Genomic DNA, 15755 nt, shown 5'->3' on the forward strand with positions numbered 1-15755 from the left:
GATGGCGACCGTCGATCTGAAGGATGTGAAGAAGGTCTATCCCAGCGGCGTCGAGGCGGTGAGGGGTGTCTCCATCGCCATTCCCGACAAGGAGCTTTGCGTGCTGGTTGGGCCGTCCGGCTGCGGCAAGTCCACGCTGCTGCGGATGATCGCCGGGCTTGAGACCATTTCTTCCGGCACCGTCGCCATCGACGGCAAGATCGTCAACACGATCGGTCCGACCGAGCGCGACATCGCCATGGTGTTCCAGAACTATGCGCTCTATCCACATATGAAGGTCTACGACAACATGGCCTACGGGTTGCGCAACCGGGGTACTCCCAAGGACGAGATCGACAGCAGGGTTCGCTCGACCGCCAAGGTGCTGGAGCTCACGGCGCTGCTCGACCGGCGCCCGCGCGAGCTTTCCGGCGGCCAGCGCCAGCGCGTGGCCATGGGTCGCGCAATCGTGCGCAATCCAAAAGTCTTCCTGTTCGACGAACCGCTTTCCAACCTCGACGCCAAACTGCGCGGCCAGATGCGGGTTGAAATCAAGAATTTGCAGCGCTCGCTCGGTGTCACCTCGGTCTACGTCACCCACGATCAGCTTGAGGCGATGACGCTGGCCGATATTCTCGTCGTCATGAATGGCGGATTGGTCGAGCAGACGGGCGCGCCGCTTGACATTTACGAGAAGCCGGCCTCGACCTTCGTCGCCTCCTTCATCGGCGCGCCGCCGATGAACCTTTTGCCTCTTTTGCAAGCATCGGCTGGTCCAGCGCTGATTGATGGCAAGACGATTGACTTTGCGCCCACGAACGCCGCCACGCTTGGCTTCCGCCCTGAGGATGCCGACGTCACCTTCAGTGCCGAGGCATCATCCGGCGCGCTTATTCTGCCTGCGGCGGTCGAGGCGGTCGAACCTGTGGGAGCCGAAAGCTTTCTTCACTGTGCCGCCGGCGGCAACCGCATCGTCGTGCGTGTGGCCGGCCGCGCCACGGCCAAACCCGGCGATCAACTGCGCGTCGTGGCCAGGGCCGAGAAGCTGCATTGGTTCGACAATGCTGGGAAACGAGTCGATTGACGCAGCCGCTCGCGCCAATCCGACGCATCGGCAGTTCAGGCGAAGACATGCGCCTTGCCGGAGACGGTCAGGCGCACGATCTCGCCGACGGAAGGCGCGTCGATACCCGGTTTGCGCAGGATCAGCGGCGTGCTGCCTATTGCCGCGGCGTCCGGCGGATCGGGGTTGTTCAACAGCCGCACGGCAATGGTGCACATCGAGCCTGCGAATTCCGAGTCCGTCACCTCGGCGAATATCGTGCCCGCAGGACCCGACATGCCTTCGCGCGACGTGCGCTTTACCTGCACCTGCTCCGGTCGCAGCATGATGCGGGCGATGTCGCGCCGCTCCTTCGAGTCGACGGCTATGCGACCAAGCGAGGAGGTGGCGAAGCCGCCTGAAATCTTTGCCGGCAAGATGATGGCGTCGCCAAGAAACTCGGCAACCATGCGGTCTTTCGGCTGCAGATAGAGTTCTCGCGGTGTGCCGATCTGAGAGAACTTTCCGTCGCGCATGACCGCCACCTGGCTGGCGAAGGACAGCGCCTCGGCCTGGTCGTGGGTGACCAGGATGGTGGTGATGCCGGCGGCTTCGAGTAGTTCGGCGACCGCCTTGCGCATCGAGGCGCGCAGACCGGTGTCGAGCGCCGAGAACGGTTCGTCGAGAAGCATCAGCCTGGGCTTCATCGCCATGGCGCGGGCCAGCGCCACACGCTGCTGCTGGCCGCCGGAGAGCTGGTGCGGGCGGCGCTTGAGGATCGCCTTGTCGAGCCCGACGGTATAGGCGAGCTCGGCGATGCGCTCGGCGCGCTGGTCCTCGCCGCGGGCCATGCCAAAGCCGATATTGTCGCCGATGCTGAGATGCGGGAACAGGGCGCCGTCCTGCGCCACCAGGCCAATGCCGCGGCGGTGCGCCGGCACCGCATGGCCGCCATTGGCCAGCACCTCGCCGTCGAGCACGACGCGGCCCTGGTCGGGCGCCTCGAAGCCGGCGATCAGCCGCAGCAACGTCGTCTTGCCGCAGCCGGACGGGCCGACGATCGCGGTGCGACTGCCGCTTGCGGCGCTGAGCTCGATGCCGGCAAGGGCTGCGACCGGGCCGTAGTGCTTGGTGAGGCCATTGATTTCGAGAAAGCTCATCGCCCGGCCATCCGTTTCGACTGGACATAGAGCAGCCAGGTCAGCGGCAGCGACATCGCCACCATGATGAAGGCGTAAGGGGCGGCGGAGGCATAGTCGATCTCGCCGCTATAGGACCAGAACGCCATGGCCAGCGTGCGCGTGCCGTTGGGCGCCAGCATCTGGGTGGCGGTCAGCTCGTTCATGATGCCGAGCGCGACCAGCGCCATGCCGGCCGCAGCCCCCGGCGCCGACAGGCGAATCGTTGTCGACCAAAGCGCCTTCAGCGGCGGCCGGCCAAGGCTGGCGGCGGCGCGTTCGAGCTCGACCGGCGCCTGTGCGATCGAGGCTCTGAGGCTGATCAAGGCGCGCGGCAGGAACATCAGGGCATAGGCGACCAGGATTGTGAACAGCGTCTGGTAGAGCGGCATGGCGATGCGCACGGTAATGGTGACCAAGGCCAGCGCGATGACCACGCCAGGCAGCGAACCGACAATGTAGTTGCAGCCTTCGAGCAGCCGCTGCAGCGGTCCCGGCGCGCGGATCGAGATCCAGGCCATCGGCATGGCGGCGATGGTCGCAAGCAAGGCGCCGGCCAGCGCCAGGAACAGCGTCTGGCCAAGCGCCAGGCCGATCTCGTCCAAACGCCAGACATCGGCGCCGCCGGCGACCAGCCAGCGGCCGATGGTGACGAAGGGCACGCCGATGGCGAGAAGCGTGGCGATGGCAGGCAGAGCCAGGCAGGGCAGGGTGGCGCGACCGAGCCTGGTGCGCTGCTGGCGGCGCGCGGCACCCGAGCCTACGCGGGCATAGCGTTCCTCGCCGCGCACCAGCACCTCCAGCGCGAGCAGCACGAAGCAGCAAGTCACCAGGACGCCGGCCAGCATGTTGGCGGCGGGACCGTTGAAGGTCGACTGGAACTGGTCGACGATCGCCGTGGTGAAAGTGTCGAAGCGGATGAAGACGTAGAGGCCGTATTCGGCCAGCAGATGCAGGCCGACCAGCAGCGCGCCGCCGCAAATGGCCAGTCTCAGCTGCGGCAGCACGACACGCCAAAACACCCGCCATGGTCCAAGGCCGAGTGCTGCGGCTGCGTCCTCCAAAGCAGGATCGAGCCGGCGCAGAGCCGCCGCCAGCGGCAGATAGAGGAACGGGAAATAGGCGAGAACCGAGACCAGCACGCCGGCCCACAGGCCGTGCAAGGTCGGCACCATGGTGATCCAGGCGTAGGAATGCACGAAGGCGGGGATGGCGAGCGGCGCCACCGACAGCCAAGCCCACAGGCCGGCGCCGGGCAGGTCGCTGCGCTCGGTCAGCCATGCCAGCGTCACCGACAGCACGGTGGCGATCGGCACGGTGAGCGCCACCAGAAGCACGGTGTTGACCAGAAGTTCGCCGACGCGCGGCCGGAAGACCAGGGCCGAAGCAGTGTCCCAGCCGATCTGCACACCGATCCAGATGATGAACGCCAGCGGCAGCAGCGACAGCAGCGAGACAATTATGGCGGCAAGCGCGATCCAGGACATGGGCTTCCGGCGGGACCGCCCGACTGTCTGGCCTGAACGTGCGAGATCGACCGCAGTTTGCATCAGCTCGACCGCGCCACTGCTGCCGGGGCGGGGGCGCCGCAGGCGCGGCCGGAAACGCAATGTGTTGTCATGGACAATGCCATCTCGAAAACAGAGCGCTCCTGCGGAAAGTCCGGCAGGAGCGCAATCGTTGCCCTTTTAGGACGAACCCAGCCTAAAGCAAGCCGGCTGCCGTCATCAGGTCCGTCACCTTTTTGGAGTTCAGTGTCGCCGGATCGACCTTCGGCGCCTGCAGGTCGGCCAGCGGCACCAGCCTGGGATTGGACTGCGCGTCCTTGCCGATAGCGTATTCGAAGGACGTGCCGGTCTTCAGCACGTCCTGGCCGCCTTTCCCGGTCACCCATTTGAGGAACGCCTGGGCTTCCTTCGGGTGTTTGCTCGAGGCGAGCACGCCGCCGCCGGAGATCGAGACGAAAGCGCCGGGATCCTGGTTCTTGAAATAATGCAGTTCGACGTTCTTGCTGTTTTCGCCGGTCTTTGCCTGATCGCCGAAATAGTAATAGTGGTAGATGATTCCGCCTTCGATCTCGCCGGCATTGACCGCCTTCATCACCGTGCCGTTGCCCTTGTAGGCGGTGAAATTCTCCTTCATGGCCTTCAGCCAGTCGGCGGTTGCGGCTTCGCCCTTGAGCTCAAGCAACGCGCTGACGATGGCCTGAAAATCGGCGCCGGAAGGCGAGGCTGCCCAGCGGCCTTTCCAGCTCGGATCGGCGAGATCGAGCATCGATTTGGGCAGCTTTTCGGCCGTGAGCTTGGTTTTGTTGTAGGCAAAGACGGTGCTGCGCGCCGCGACACCCACCCATCTGCCGCTGCTCGGCTGGAATTCGGCCGGGACTTGCGCCAGCGTGTCGGCGTCGACCGGCGCGAAAAGGCCCGCCGCTTCGACCAGGGTCATCGCCGGCGAGTTTTCGGTCAGGAACACGTCGGCCGGCGAAGAAGCGCCCTCGGCGACGATCTGGTTGGAGAAATCGCTGTCGCCGCCATTGCGCAGCGTGACCTTGATGCCGGTTTCCTTGGTGAAACCTTCGACCCATTCCTTGGCCAGGCTCTCATGCTGGGCGTTGTAGACGATGATGCCGGCATCCGCGGCCATCGCCGGCCCGGCGATCATGCTCACGGCCAGCGCTGTGGCCCCCGCTAGGGTGGAGAGCGTGTATCTCATGGCGTCATCCTCAATCTCGGTGGTTCTGGTTTCGCAGGCTGCACCTATCGATACCTGACAGCAGTAGTCAACATTGCTCGGCTGCTTCAATCGGTCGCCGCTCCCGCAAACTTTCGTGATTTTGCGGCACTTTGGCTTGGACATCATTTCGCCGGACACGTAACAAATCGGTGCCGAGGCGCGAAGATCGGGGAGTGAACTCTTGTGAGCGGCAAGGATGAGGCCGAGCTTTCCCGGCTGATGCGGGCCGCGATCGCGGGAGATGAAAGGGCCTACGCCGACTTTTTGCACCGGATCGCCGCGCTGGTTCGCGGCTTTGCGAGGCGCAAGATCGTACAGGGCGGGGTCGATCCCGAGGATGTCGTGCAGGAAACCTTGCTGGCCATTCATGTGAAACGGCATACCTGGCGCCAGGACGCGCCGGTGTTGCCATGGATCTATGCGATAGCCCGCTTCAAGCTGATCGATGCTTTCCGGCGGCGCGGACGGCGCATCGAAATCGAGATCGACGAGATCGCCGAGACCTTTGCCGAGCCGGAAACCGAGACCGTCAGCGAACGCGACATCAACCGGGCGCTGGACGGACTGCCGGCTGCGCAGCGTTCCGTCGTTTCTTCGATCTCGGTCGACGGCCGCTCCATCGGCGAGACGGCGGCCAGGCTCGGCGTCAGCGAGACGGCGGTGCGGGTGTCGCTGCATCGCGGGCTTGCCGCGATCGCCAAGCGATTTGGGCAGGGGCGCTTCGGGCGGCAGTGACATGAGGACGGAGGATCTCATCAAGGCACTCGACGCCGACACAAGCAGCAAGGCGATGCCGCTGCGCTCGGCCTGGTTGATGGCGGCGGCAGCCGCGGCGGTGATCGCGGCTCTGGTCTTCTTTCTCACCATCGGCCCGCGTCCCGACATCATGACCGCCATGCACACGATGCGGTTCCTGGCGAAGTTCGTGTTCACCATCGTGCTAGCCGTCACCGCCTTTGGCCTGGTCCGGGCGTTGTCGACGCCGGGCGCTTCGACGGCAAGAGCCGCGGCCTGGATGCTGGCGGCGCCGCTGCTGGTGGCCGTGGCGGTGGCTCTCGAACTGTTCATGGTGCCGGAGCCGATGTGGAGCACGCGCATGGTCGGCTCCAACATGATGATCTGCATGGGCTTCATCCCGCTGATCGGAATCGGCCCGCTTGCCGTCTTCCTGTGGATGCTGCGCTATGGCGCGCCGACGCGGCCGGTGTTGGCCGGGGCGGTCGCGGGACTGCTCGCCGGCGGCCTGGCGGCAACCTTCTACGCCGCGCACTGCTTCGACGATTCGCCGCTTTTCGTCGCCACCTGGTACACGCTCGCCATCGCCGTCCTCGCCGGTCTGGGCGCGCTCGGGGGACGGTTCTTCGTGCGCTGGTGACCGGGCCGTCCAAGATCGCCCAATAATCACCGATCCTTAATCATGCCGGGAATTGTTTGCGGGTTCACCGTGTTGCCGGTGGCTCCGGCGCAACCTTTCCTTAAAATCGATCATCCAGTGTTTTTTGCAGAAATGTGTTGCGCATGGGGTGGCATGCACAGTGATGCGACGAGAGCGAAAAAGCCTGCGGGCTGACAGTCACGTGGCTTTGGTGCTTGCGGCCGGAGGGCTTTGCGCTGCCGTGGTCGCGCTCCTGCTGTCGCGGCTCGATGTCAGCGCCGAAGTGCTGAAACTCTGCCTGCAGATATCGGTGCCGGTCGCCGCCGTTGCGCTGATTCTCGCCGCCCTGTTCATTTACCGGATACTGGACGACCGCCGGCAGATCGCCGAAAGCGAGCAGCGTTTCCGCCGCGCCATGGAGGATTCGGCGATCGGCATCGCCATTGTCGGCCTCGACGGCCGCATCCATGAAACCAACCCGGCCTTCGCCGCCATGCTCGGCTATAGCAAGCAGGAGATCGAGGCGCTGACCTTCTTCCAGATCACCCATCCCGACGATGTGCAGATCGGCCGTGAGACGATGGACGGCATGTGGGCGGGCACCGTCAACGCCTTCCACTTCGAAAAGCGCTACCTCAGGAAGGACGGCACGCCGGTATGGGCCCATCTTGCCGGTTCCGTCATTCGCGACGAGAAGAGCGGGAGCCCGCTCTACCTGGTCTCCCAGATCGAGGATATCGATGCGCGCAAGCAATCCGAGGCGCGCATAGCCGAAGCCGAAACGCGCTGGAATTTTGCCCTGGCCAGCGCCGGACAAGGCGTCTGGGATCTTGATATGCGGAAGGGCGGCACCACCTACTCCGCCACCTGGGTGAAGATGCTGGGCTATGCCGATGGCGAACTGGACGGCGACCCCGACCGCTGGCTGGCGATGATCCACCCCGACGATCGCGAAAACGTCGCCGAAGCCGATCGTGCCCATCTGGAGGGCAGGACACCGTTCTTCGAAGCCGAGTTCCGGATGCGCCACAAGGATGGCCACTGGGTCTGGATCCTCGACCGCGGCAAGACGCTCGAACGCGACAAGGACGGACGGCTGGTCAGGGCCATCGGCAGCCTGACCGACATCACCCAGCGCAAGCAAACCGAGGAAAGCCTCATCGTATCGGCGGCAATGCTGGCCGACGAGAAGGAGCGGCTGAGGGTGACGCTGCAGTCGATCGGCGACGCCGTCATCTGCACCGATGCCGCCAACCGCATCACCTTCATGAACCCGGTCGCCGAAAAGCTCACCGGCGTTGTTGGCGCGGAGGCGCTCGGCAAGACGCTTGGCCATGTCTACTGGGCGGTGGACGAAGAAACCGGGCAAAGGATCGGCATGACGCGGCCGGCGCTCGGCAGCGCCAGCCCTGTCGACCAGAACAGTCGCGCCGTCCTCATCCGTCGCGACGACACACGCTGCAGCATCCGCCAGGTGGTGTCGCCGATCATGAACGACCGCCAGGAGTTCTGCGGTCTTGTCATTGTCTTCCAGGACTTCACCGATGCGCGCGCCTTGCAGCGCCAGCTCGCCTATGCCGCCGCGCATGATGCGCTGACTGGCCTTGCCAACCGTTCGAGCTTTATCCGCACCATGGAGGAACTGGTCGACCGGAGCCGCAAGGCCGGCACAGCCAGGCCGGCGGGCGAACATCATTTCATGTTCATCGATCTAGACCATTTCAAGCTGGTCAACGACACTGGCGGGCACGCCGCCGGCGACGCCTTGCTGAAGCGGGTTGCCGAGGCCATTCGCGGTGCGCTTGGGCCGGAGGATATCGTGGCCCGCCTCGGCGGCGACGAATTCGCGGTCATCCTGAAAGCCGGGTCGAGCGCCGGCGCCAGGATTGCCGCACGCTCGGTCATCGACGCCATCCGCGGCCTGCAGTTCAGCTGGGACGGCCGGCTGCATGCGATCGATGCCAGCATCGGGCTGGCGCCAATCCACAGCAACAGCGGTGAAGTCGACGAGATCATCGCCCGGGCCGATGCTGCCTGCTATGCGGCCAAGGGCGCCGGCCGCGGCTGTGTTTCCGTGGCGCCTGACGATACCGGGTCAAGAGGCCAAGCAGAGCCGCCGCTTGCAGCGGCGTCCTGAGGGAGCACGGAACTTTCGTTCTGGTGGTTAGCGCGTCGGAACCGGATGCTCGCCGCGATAATCGTAGAAGCCGCGCCCGGTCTTGCGGCCGAGCCAGCCGGCCTCGACATATTTCACCAGCAGCGGGCAGGGGCGATATTTCGAATCCGACAGGCCGTCATGCAGCACCTGCATGATCGAGAGGCAGGTGTCGAGGCCGATGAAATCGGCGAGCTGCAGCGGTCCCATCGGATGGTTGGCGCCGAGCCGCATGGCGGTGTCGATGGCATCGACCGAGCCTACCCCCTCATAGAGCGTGTAGATCGCCTCGTTGATCATCGGCAACAGAATGCGGTTGACGATGAAGGCCGGAAAATCTTCAGAGACGGTGATCGTCTTGTCGAGCTGTTTCACATAGGCCTTGGCCGCCTCGAAGGTCTGATCCTCGGTAGCGATGCCGCGCACCAGTTCGACCAGCTTCATCAGCGGCACCGGGTTCATGAAATGTATGCCGATAAAACGCTCGGGACGGTCGGTCTGCGCCGCAAGCCGGGTGATCGAAATCGACGAGGTGTTGGTCGCCAGAATGGCTTCCGGGTTGAGCTGGGGACAGAGCTGCGCGTAAATCTTGCGCTTGACCGTCTCGTCCTCGGTCGCCGCCTCGATCACCAGATCGGCACCGGCGAGATCAGCCATGGTGGGGGCTGCGGAAATGCGCGCCATCGCTTCGTTACGCAGCTTTTCCTCAAGCTTGCCGGAGCCGACCTGGCGGGCCATGTTGCCGCTGACCGTGGCAATGCCCTTCTCGATACGGTCGGGCGAGACGTCGTAGATCAGCACCTTGAAACCCGAAAGTGCTGATACATGCGCGATGCCGCCGCCCATCTGGCCGGCGCCGATGATGCCGATCGTCTCGATCTTGGCCATTTGCAGCGATCCCGTCGAAAAGGCCTTTGCGGCCTGCTTTTTGTGCAGTGCAAACTAAAAGGGCGGGGCAGCTTCGTCTACCCCACCCTTTCACAATTTAATACGCTTTGGCAGAAAGCGTCAAAGCGCCTTTTGCAGTTCCGGCAGGATGACGAACAGGTCGCCGACCAGGCCATAATCGGCAACCTGGAAGATCGGCGCCTCTTCGTCCTTGTTGATGGCGACGATGACCTTCGAATCCTTCATGCCGGCAAGGTGCTGGATGGCGCCGGAAATACCGACGGCAATATAGAGGTCAGGCGCCACGACCTTGCCGGTCTGGCCGACCTGCCAGTCATTCGGGGCGTAGCCGGCGTCGACGGCAGCGCGTGAGGCGCCGACGGCTGCACCGAGCTTGTCGGCGACCGGCAGGATGACTTCCTGGAACTTTTCCGAGGAGCCGAGCGCGCGGCCGCCCGAAATGATGATCTTGGCCGAGGTCAGTTCCGGACGGTCGGTTTCCGAGAGTTTGTTCTCGACGAAAGTGGAGAGGCCGGGATTGGCCGCGGCCTTCACCGTCTCGACAGCTGCCGAGCCGCCCTCGGGGGCAGCCTGGAAGGAGGCGGTGCGCACAGTGATGACCCTCTTGGCGTCGGTAGACTGCACCGTCTGGATCGCATTGCCAGCATAGATCGGCCGCTTGAACGTGTCTGGTGATACCACTTCGATGATCTCGGAGACCTGCGCGACATCGAGCAGGGCCGCCACGCGCGGCGAGACGTTCTTGCCAGACGAGGTCGCCGGCCCGATTATGGTGTCGTAGGCGCCGGCCAGTGAGACAACGAGTGCGGCGAGCGGTTCGGCGAGGCGCTCGGCCAGTTCGTCGGCCTCGGCCAGCAGCACCTTGCTCACGCCCTTGAGCTTGGCGGCGGCGTCGGCAGCGCCTTTGGCGCCTTTGCCGGCCACCAGCACATGCACGTCCGAACCGATCTGCAGCGCCGCCGAGAGCCCTTTGGCGGTCTGGTCGGAAAGAGTTGCGTTGTCGTGTTCTGCGATGAGGAGAATGGTCATTTTATCTGTTCCTTCCAGTCTCAGAGCACGCCGGCTTCGTTCTTCAGCTTGTCGACCAGTTCGGCGACGCTCTTGACCTTCACGCCCGCCTTGCGGCCGCTGGGCTCCTCGGTCTTGAGCACCTTCAGGCGCGGCTTGACGTCGGCGCCGTAATCGGCCGGGCTCTTTTCGTCGAGCGGCTTCTTCTTGGCCTTCATGATGTTGGGCAGCGAGGCGTAGCGCGGCTGGTTGAGGCGAAGATCGGCGGTGATGATCGCCGGCATCTTCAGTTCCACCGTCTGCAGGCCGCCATCGACTTCGCGCGTCACCTTGGCCTTATCGCCGTCGAGCACGACCTTGGAGGCGAAGGTGCCCTGTGCCCAGCCGAGCAGGGCGGCCAGCATCTGGCCGGTCTGGTTCGAGTCATCATCGATCGCCTGCTTGCCGAGGATCACGAGGCCGGGCTGCTCGGCGTCGACGACGCCCTTCAGCACCTTGGCGACGCCGAGCGGCTCGGTCTGTTCATCTGTCTTGACCAGGATGGCGCGGTCGGCGCCCATGGCGAGCGCGGTGCGGAGCGTTTCCTGCGCCTGCTGCGGGCCGACCGAAACGACGATGATCTCTTCGGCCTTGCCGGCTTCCTTCAGCCGGAGCGCCTCTTCCACCGCGATCTCGTCGAACGGGTTCATCGCCATCTTGACGTTGGCGAGTTCCACCGCCGAACCATCGGCCTTGACGCGAACCTTGACGTTCGCATCCACAACCCGCTTCACGGGCACAAGGATCTTCATTGTCTGTCACCTCTCCTGAGATATCCGGGCGCGCTATAGCAGCGTGCGCCTCCACAGAGTTGTCGAAAGCCGACATTCCTGACTGAATTCCGGCCAAACGGAATCCTGGCCGGACGAATTCTTGTCTTCTGCCGCCTAGCGGTGGCGCTCTCCGTAGTTGTGGCGACGCAACACGTCAATATGCCACGGCAGCGGCCAAACCACCCAAATCGGTTCAGTTGTGACCGGAAGCACCACCCCGGCCCCAACGCGTCTCAGGTTGCACGGGAGCGGGACCGGCTGGCGCCGGCCCAGTAGAAGCGGCTGGCTGATCGTCGGGTTCCGGCTCGCCGTCGCCACCGGCGAGCAGCGGCACGCCGCGGCTGCGCATAATGAGCACCAGCACGCCACCGGCAATGATGCCGCCAATATGGCAGGCCCAGGATATCTGGTTTTCGCCTCCGGCGGCAAACATCACCACCTGGAAGCCTATCCACAGGATCAGCGGGATGAAGGCCGGGATACGCAGCGGAATCCGGGCAAAGACCAGCACCCACACTTTCACCCGGGGGTAGAGGACCAGATAGGCGGCGACGACGCCGGCAATGGCGCCGGAGGCGCCGATCAGCGGAACCTCCGAACTCCAGGCGACGAGCCCCTGCAAGACGGCGCCGGCGATGGCGCAAAGCAGGTAGAAGATGAGGTAGCGGATGTGGCCGAGTGCGTCCTCGACATTATCCCCGAACACCCACAGGAACAGCATGTTGCCGCCGAGATGAAAGATATCGGCATGCAGGAAGGCATAGGTGAGGTAACTCAGGCTCTCCGGAATGACGACGAATTGGGGCGAGAGTTCTGCCGTATCGTGGACAACGGAAGGAATAAAGCCGAGGCCGAGCACGGCGGCATTGTTGAAATTTTCGCCGCCGATCGTGGTGATGAGAAAGACCAACGCGTTGGCCGCGATCAGGCCGATCGTCACATATTGCAGCCGGATGTGGCGCAACCTGTTGGAGTCGTAAAGCGGGATGAACATGCCCCAAGCCCTTTCCCGCCTTCGAGAAAATTCAGCGGTTCTTGCCGGGCACCCATAACACGTCGGCATTTCCGTTGTCATTGACCGCACGAGCGGCGACGAACAGAAAGTCGGAGACGCGGTTTATGTATTTCAGCCCCTCGCGATTGACATGTTCGGCCGGGTCCTGCGCCAGTGCCACCATGATCCGCTCGGCCCGTCGCGCCACGGTGCGGGCAAGATGAAGTGCTGCCGCCGCCGGCGTGCCGCCATTGAGCACGAAGGATTTGAGCGGCTGCAGATCCTTGTTGAGAAGATCGATATCCTTTTCGACGCGGTCGGTCTGCGAGGCGATGATGCGCAGCGGCTCGTAGCCAAGCGGCTTGCCGTCGTCGGGCACGGCGAGATCGGCGCCGAGGTCGAACAAATCGTTCTGGATGCGGGACAGCATGGCGTCGATGGCGGGATAACCTGCCGCTGTGTGCAGGCGGGCGATGCCGATGCAGGCATTGGCTTCATCGACGGTGCCGTAGGCATCGACGCGCAGGTCGGATTTCAGCCTGCGTTCACCGGTGCCGAGGCCAGTGGTGCCGTCATCGCCGGTGCGGGTGTAGATCTTGTTGAGCTTGACCACGTCGCCTCCCGAACGGCCGTCACTTGCGGGTGAAGTACACCACCAGCAGGATCAGTGCCAACGCCAGCGCCTGCAACAGCACGCGCGCCTGCATCAGCTTGTTCGAGCTCACACCGGAGCCGCCGCGCATCATGTTGATGAGGCCGCGGACAAGCACGATCACCACGGCGACCATGACGAGGACGAGGAGGACTTTGATGACGGTTGCCATGATCTGTTCCCAGTTCTGTTGCGGTCAGGCGCGTCTGGCCAGAACGCGGTAGAGCATCGATGCCGGCAGGATGCGCTTGAGCATCACGCCGATCCTGGCCGGCACTGTTACCACATAGTGCGGGCGCGGGCGCCGCGACAGAAGTGCATGGCGCAAGGCCGCATAGACCACCTCCGGCCCCTTTCTCAGCCGTGATGAGCTGCCGCCGGCCCGAAGCCGCGCCAGCTGCGTGGCATAGGCGACGTGGTGGACGGAATTCTCGTGGTCGATGTTTTTCAGGAACCAGAACAGCCCGTTGCTGGCGATTTTCGAGGTCACCGGGCCCGGTTCGATCAGCGAGACATGGATGCCGCTGCCCCTGAGTTCCTGCTGCATGCACAGCATCAGGCCTTCGAGCGCGTGCTTGGAGGCTGAGTAGGCGCCGCGGAAAGGCACCGGCGCTAGCCCAAGGATCGAGGAACAATGAACGAGGCGGCCATGTCCCTGGCGACGCATTACCGGTACGATGCGTCGGGTGAGGTCGTGCCAGCCGAAGAAATTGGCCTCGAACTGCTCGCGCAATGCCGCAACCGGCAGGTCTTCCACGGCGCCGGGCTGTGCATGGGCGCCGTTGTTGAACAGGGCGTCGAGGCGTCCGCCTGTCCGCTCCAGCACCGAGCCCACAAGGGCTTCGATAGAGTCCGGCTCACGGTAATCGAGGTAAAACGCCTTGATGCCGTCCGCTTCGAGTGCGGCGATGTCTTCAGGCTTGCGCGCCGTTGCAAACACGCGCCAGCCATCCGCCTTCAGCGCACGGGCGCAGTAGGCGCCTATCCCGGACGAGGCGCCGGTGACGATGATGGTGCGCAACTCTTTGGCAGGCGGCGTCGTGGTTTGAGCAAGGGTTGCCATTTGCCACAATCCCTTCCCATATTCGCGGCGTCGAGACAATCGAAGGGAACGCGGCTCTTGATGCGGAATATCGTCGTGCTGCGCCGCGTGCTCTATGACGCGCTTGGCCATTTCAACACCGATGACGGCTGGGCCATGGCCAGCCATCTGGCGATCACTTCGCTGATGGCGCTGTTCCCGTTCCTGATCTTCGCCACCACGCTGGCGAGCTTCCTCGGCGCGCAGGCGTTCGCCGATACTGCCGTGCACCTGGTCTTCGACACCTGGCCCGAACAGATCGCCAAGCCGATCGCGCGCGAGGTGCTCAATGTGCTGACCGTGCGGCGCACCGATCTTTTGACCTACGGCGTGCTGCTGGCGGCCTATTTCGCCTCCAACGGCATCGAGGCGCTGCGCACCTCGCTCAACCGCGCCTACCGCGTCGCCGAAACGCGCGGCATCATCTACCGCCGGGTGCAGAGCATTTTCTTCGTGCTGATCGCGACGGCCGGTTTCCTGGCGATCAGCGTGCTCCTGGTCTTTGCGCCTTTGCTGGCGCGGCTGGCGGAAGCTCATTTCGAGTGGATCAAACCCTATACGGGCACGATCACGCTATGGCGTTACGTCATCGCCTCAACCGTCATCATCGGTGGCTTGTTTGCCGTCCACTACTGGCTGCCGGCGGGCAAGCGCCGCTTTGTCTCGCTGGTGCCTGGCATCATCTTCACTCTGGCTGCGTGGCTTGTCGGCTCGACGATGTTCGCGACCTACCTCGACCATTTCTCGTCCTATGTGACGACCTATGCCGGCCTCGCCTCGATCATGATCGCCGTGGTTTTCCTCTATATGCTGTCGGCGATCTTCATCCTCGGCGGCGAACTCAATGCGGCGATCAGCCGCTTTCTCGAAGCGCGCGCACGGGTCGGCAGCTAGGTTCTGGCTGGCCGAGCCGTGGCCAGCCCGACGCCGAGCGTCGCGATTGCCATGCCGACGATCTGCACGAGGCTGAGCTGTTCGCCGAACAGCACCCAGGCGATGACTGCGGTGACGGCCGGCACCAGGTAGAACAGCGACGCGACCTTCGACATCTCGCCGTCGCGAATCATCACCATCAGCAGGAAGATGGCGCCGATCGACAGCACCAGGACCAGCCAGGCCATGGCGAAGATCAGTTCGCCGTTGATGATCACCGTGTGGGTCTCCAGTGCCAGCGAAGCCAGGATCATCAGCGAGCCGCCGCCGATATATTGCCACATCGTCGCCGCCACCAGGTCGCCGCCCGAGGCATAGCGCTTCTGCCAGATGGTCCCGGCGCTCATGCCCAGCACCGAGACCAGCGACGCCGCCAGGGTTTCGGGCGTAACGCCGCCGCCGAGCGCGCCGAGCTTCGGCCACAGCACGATGATCACCCCCACAAGCCCGACGGCAAGGCCGGCCCAGTGGCGCGGCAGGATGTCCTCGCCGAGGAACCGGCCGGCAAGCACGGCGGTGATCAGCGGTTGCAGGCCGACGATCAGCGCCGAAAGCCCGGCGGGCATGCCCCTGTGGATCGCCCAGAACACGGCGCCGAGATAGATGCCATGCATGAGGATGCCAGAGACCGTGGCGTGAAGCGCTTCTGCCCTTGTGGCTCGCTTCGAGCCAAGCACGAGCATCAGCCCGGCAAGCAGCAAGGCGGCGATGACAAAGCGGGCTGCCAGAAAGGTGAAGGGCTCCGCCCAGGGCATGGCGTAGCGCGCGCCGATGAAACCTGTCGCCCACAGGACGACAAACGAGGCGGGGATGAACCGCTTGAGACTGTGCATTTCGGGGAAGCCGTTTCCGGTGGAGAGGTCCGATTCGGTGAAGAGACAAATACGGCAATTGCTCTAATGCG

The 15755-nt window shown here is 64.1% G+C and carries 16 protein-coding genes; 5 read left to right on the forward strand and 11 right to left on the reverse strand.

Features of this window, described 5'->3' with window-relative positions:
- Window position 1 precedes the first annotated feature (1 nt).
- Window positions 2-1063, forward strand: a complete 1062-nt coding sequence (locus NKJ76_RS06360; protein WP_023726979.1) for a sn-glycerol-3-phosphate import ATP-binding protein UgpC — start codon at window positions 2-4, stop codon at window positions 1061-1063.
- 35 nt (window positions 1064-1098) lie between these two features.
- On the opposite strand, the gene NKJ76_RS06365 is transcribed toward NKJ76_RS06360, so the two are convergent.
- The 3 genes from NKJ76_RS06365 to NKJ76_RS06375 form a co-directional block, all read right to left on the reverse strand.
- On the reverse strand, window positions 1099-2181 hold the full coding sequence (locus NKJ76_RS06365; RefSeq protein WP_023701410.1) for an ABC transporter ATP-binding protein: 1083 nt from the start codon (window positions 2179-2181) through the stop codon (window positions 1099-1101).
- Window positions 2178-3749 carry an ABC transporter permease gene (locus tag NKJ76_RS06370; protein ID WP_023818492.1) on the reverse strand — a complete coding sequence of 524 codons (1572 nt, stop codon included), beginning with the start codon at window positions 3747-3749 and terminating at the stop codon, window positions 2178-2180. The genes NKJ76_RS06365 and NKJ76_RS06370 overlap by 4 nt, the downstream gene beginning before the upstream one ends.
- A 154-nt stretch (window positions 3750-3903) precedes the next feature.
- Complete coding sequence (locus NKJ76_RS06375; RefSeq protein WP_023711730.1) at window positions 3904-4911, reverse strand: iron ABC transporter substrate-binding protein; 1008 nt, start codon at window positions 4909-4911, stop codon at window positions 3904-3906.
- Window positions 4912-5115: 204 nt separating this feature from the next.
- Between NKJ76_RS06375 and NKJ76_RS06380 the strand changes: the two genes are divergently transcribed.
- From NKJ76_RS06380 to NKJ76_RS06390, 3 genes are all read left to right on the forward strand, one after another.
- Window positions 5116-5667: a sigma-70 family RNA polymerase sigma factor gene (locus tag NKJ76_RS06380; RefSeq protein ID WP_023671665.1), complete on the forward strand. Its 552-nt coding sequence runs from the start codon at window positions 5116-5118 to the stop codon at window positions 5665-5667.
- Between the two features lies 1 nt (window position 5668).
- Window positions 5669-6307 (forward strand): NrsF family protein, encoded by a 639-nt coding sequence (locus NKJ76_RS06385; protein WP_023671666.1) that lies wholly within the window; start codon window positions 5669-5671, stop codon window positions 6305-6307.
- 202 nt (window positions 6308-6509) lie between these two features.
- Window positions 6510-8444, forward strand: coding sequence for a PAS domain S-box protein (locus tag NKJ76_RS06390; RefSeq protein ID WP_352537032.1), 1935 nt, complete (start codon window positions 6510-6512; stop codon window positions 8442-8444).
- Window positions 8445-8471: 27 nt separating this feature from the next.
- On the opposite strand, the gene NKJ76_RS06395 is transcribed toward NKJ76_RS06390, so the two are convergent.
- The 7 genes from NKJ76_RS06395 to NKJ76_RS06425 form a co-directional block, all read right to left on the reverse strand.
- On the reverse strand, window positions 8472-9350 hold the full coding sequence (locus NKJ76_RS06395; RefSeq protein ID WP_023671668.1) for a 3-hydroxybutyryl-CoA dehydrogenase: 879 nt from the start codon (window positions 9348-9350) through the stop codon (window positions 8472-8474).
- A 120-nt stretch (window positions 9351-9470) separates the two neighbouring features.
- On the reverse strand, window positions 9471-10400 hold the full coding sequence (locus NKJ76_RS06400) for an electron transfer flavoprotein subunit alpha/FixB family protein (protein WP_352537033.1): 930 nt from the start codon (window positions 10398-10400) through the stop codon (window positions 9471-9473).
- A gap of 20 nt (window positions 10401-10420) precedes the next feature.
- Window positions 10421-11170, reverse strand: coding sequence for an electron transfer flavoprotein subunit beta/FixA family protein (locus NKJ76_RS06405; RefSeq protein ID WP_352537034.1), 750 nt, complete (start codon window positions 11168-11170; stop codon window positions 10421-10423).
- A 214-nt stretch (window positions 11171-11384) separates the two neighbouring features.
- On the reverse strand, window positions 11385-12185 hold the full coding sequence (locus NKJ76_RS06410) for a rhomboid family intramembrane serine protease (protein ID WP_352537035.1): 801 nt from the start codon (window positions 12183-12185) through the stop codon (window positions 11385-11387).
- Between the two features lie 31 nt (window positions 12186-12216).
- The gene (locus tag NKJ76_RS06415; protein WP_352537036.1) at window positions 12217-12798 is read right to left on the reverse strand and encodes a cob(I)yrinic acid a,c-diamide adenosyltransferase; all 582 of its coding nucleotides are present in this window, start codon (window positions 12796-12798) and stop codon (window positions 12217-12219) included.
- Window positions 12799-12817: 19 nt separating this feature from the next.
- A complete protein-coding gene (locus NKJ76_RS06420; protein ID WP_023671673.1) occupies window positions 12818-13009 on the reverse strand; it encodes a twin transmembrane helix small protein in 192 nt (63 codons plus the stop codon).
- A 24-nt stretch (window positions 13010-13033) separates the two neighbouring features.
- On the reverse strand, window positions 13034-13900 hold the full coding sequence (locus tag NKJ76_RS06425; protein ID WP_352537037.1) for an SDR family oxidoreductase: 867 nt from the start codon (window positions 13898-13900) through the stop codon (window positions 13034-13036).
- Window positions 13901-13960: 60 nt separating this feature from the next.
- Between NKJ76_RS06425 and NKJ76_RS06430 the strand changes: the two genes are divergently transcribed.
- The gene (locus NKJ76_RS06430; RefSeq protein WP_023671675.1) at window positions 13961-14812 is read left to right on the forward strand and encodes a YihY/virulence factor BrkB family protein; all 852 of its coding nucleotides are present in this window, start codon (window positions 13961-13963) and stop codon (window positions 14810-14812) included.
- Here the strand turns inward: NKJ76_RS06430 and NKJ76_RS06435 are convergent.
- On the reverse strand, window positions 14809-15684 hold the full coding sequence (locus tag NKJ76_RS06435) for a DMT family transporter (protein WP_352537038.1): 876 nt from the start codon (window positions 15682-15684) through the stop codon (window positions 14809-14811). The genes NKJ76_RS06430 and NKJ76_RS06435 overlap by 4 nt on opposite strands.
- Window positions 15685-15755: the final 71 nt, after the last annotated feature.

The organism is Mesorhizobium sp. M0029 (assembly GCF_040323735.1).
Lineage (GTDB): Bacteria > Pseudomonadota > Alphaproteobacteria > Rhizobiales > Rhizobiaceae > Mesorhizobium.

Coding starts and splice junctions, on each gene's coding strand:
- NKJ76_RS06365 (WP_023701410.1), bottom strand. CDS start 2,181: ATGAGCTTTCTCGAAATCAATGGCCTCACCAAGCACTACGGCCCGGTC.
- NKJ76_RS06420 (WP_023671673.1), bottom strand. CDS start 13,009: ATGGCAACCGTCATCAAAGTCCTCCTCGTCCTCGTCATGGTCGCCGTG.
- NKJ76_RS06430 (WP_023671675.1), top strand. CDS start 13,961: ATGCGGAATATCGTCGTGCTGCGCCGCGTGCTCTATGACGCGCTTGGC.
- NKJ76_RS06400 (WP_352537033.1), bottom strand. CDS start 10,400: ATGACCATTCTCCTCATCGCAGAACACGACAACGCAACTCTTTCCGAC.
- NKJ76_RS06375 (WP_023711730.1), bottom strand. CDS start 4,911: ATGAGATACACGCTCTCCACCCTAGCGGGGGCCACAGCGCTGGCCGTG.
- NKJ76_RS06435 (WP_352537038.1), bottom strand. CDS start 15,684: ATGCACAGTCTCAAGCGGTTCATCCCCGCCTCGTTTGTCGTCCTGTGG.
- NKJ76_RS06370 (WP_023818492.1), bottom strand. CDS start 3,749: ATGCAAACTGCGGTCGATCTCGCACGTTCAGGCCAGACAGTCGGGCGG.
- NKJ76_RS06385 (WP_023671666.1), top strand. CDS start 5,669: ATGAGGACGGAGGATCTCATCAAGGCACTCGACGCCGACACAAGCAGC.
- NKJ76_RS06395 (WP_023671668.1), bottom strand. CDS start 9,350: ATGGCCAAGATCGAGACGATCGGCATCATCGGCGCCGGCCAGATGGGC.
- NKJ76_RS06425 (WP_352537037.1), bottom strand. CDS start 13,900: ATGGCAACCCTTGCTCAAACCACGACGCCGCCTGCCAAAGAGTTGCGC.
- NKJ76_RS06360 (WP_023726979.1), top strand. CDS start 2: ATGGCGACCGTCGATCTGAAGGATGTGAAGAAGGTCTATCCCAGCGGC.
- NKJ76_RS06410 (WP_352537035.1), bottom strand. CDS start 12,185: ATGTTCATCCCGCTTTACGACTCCAACAGGTTGCGCCACATCCGGCTG.
- NKJ76_RS06405 (WP_352537034.1), bottom strand. CDS start 11,170: ATGAAGATCCTTGTGCCCGTGAAGCGGGTTGTGGATGCGAACGTCAAG.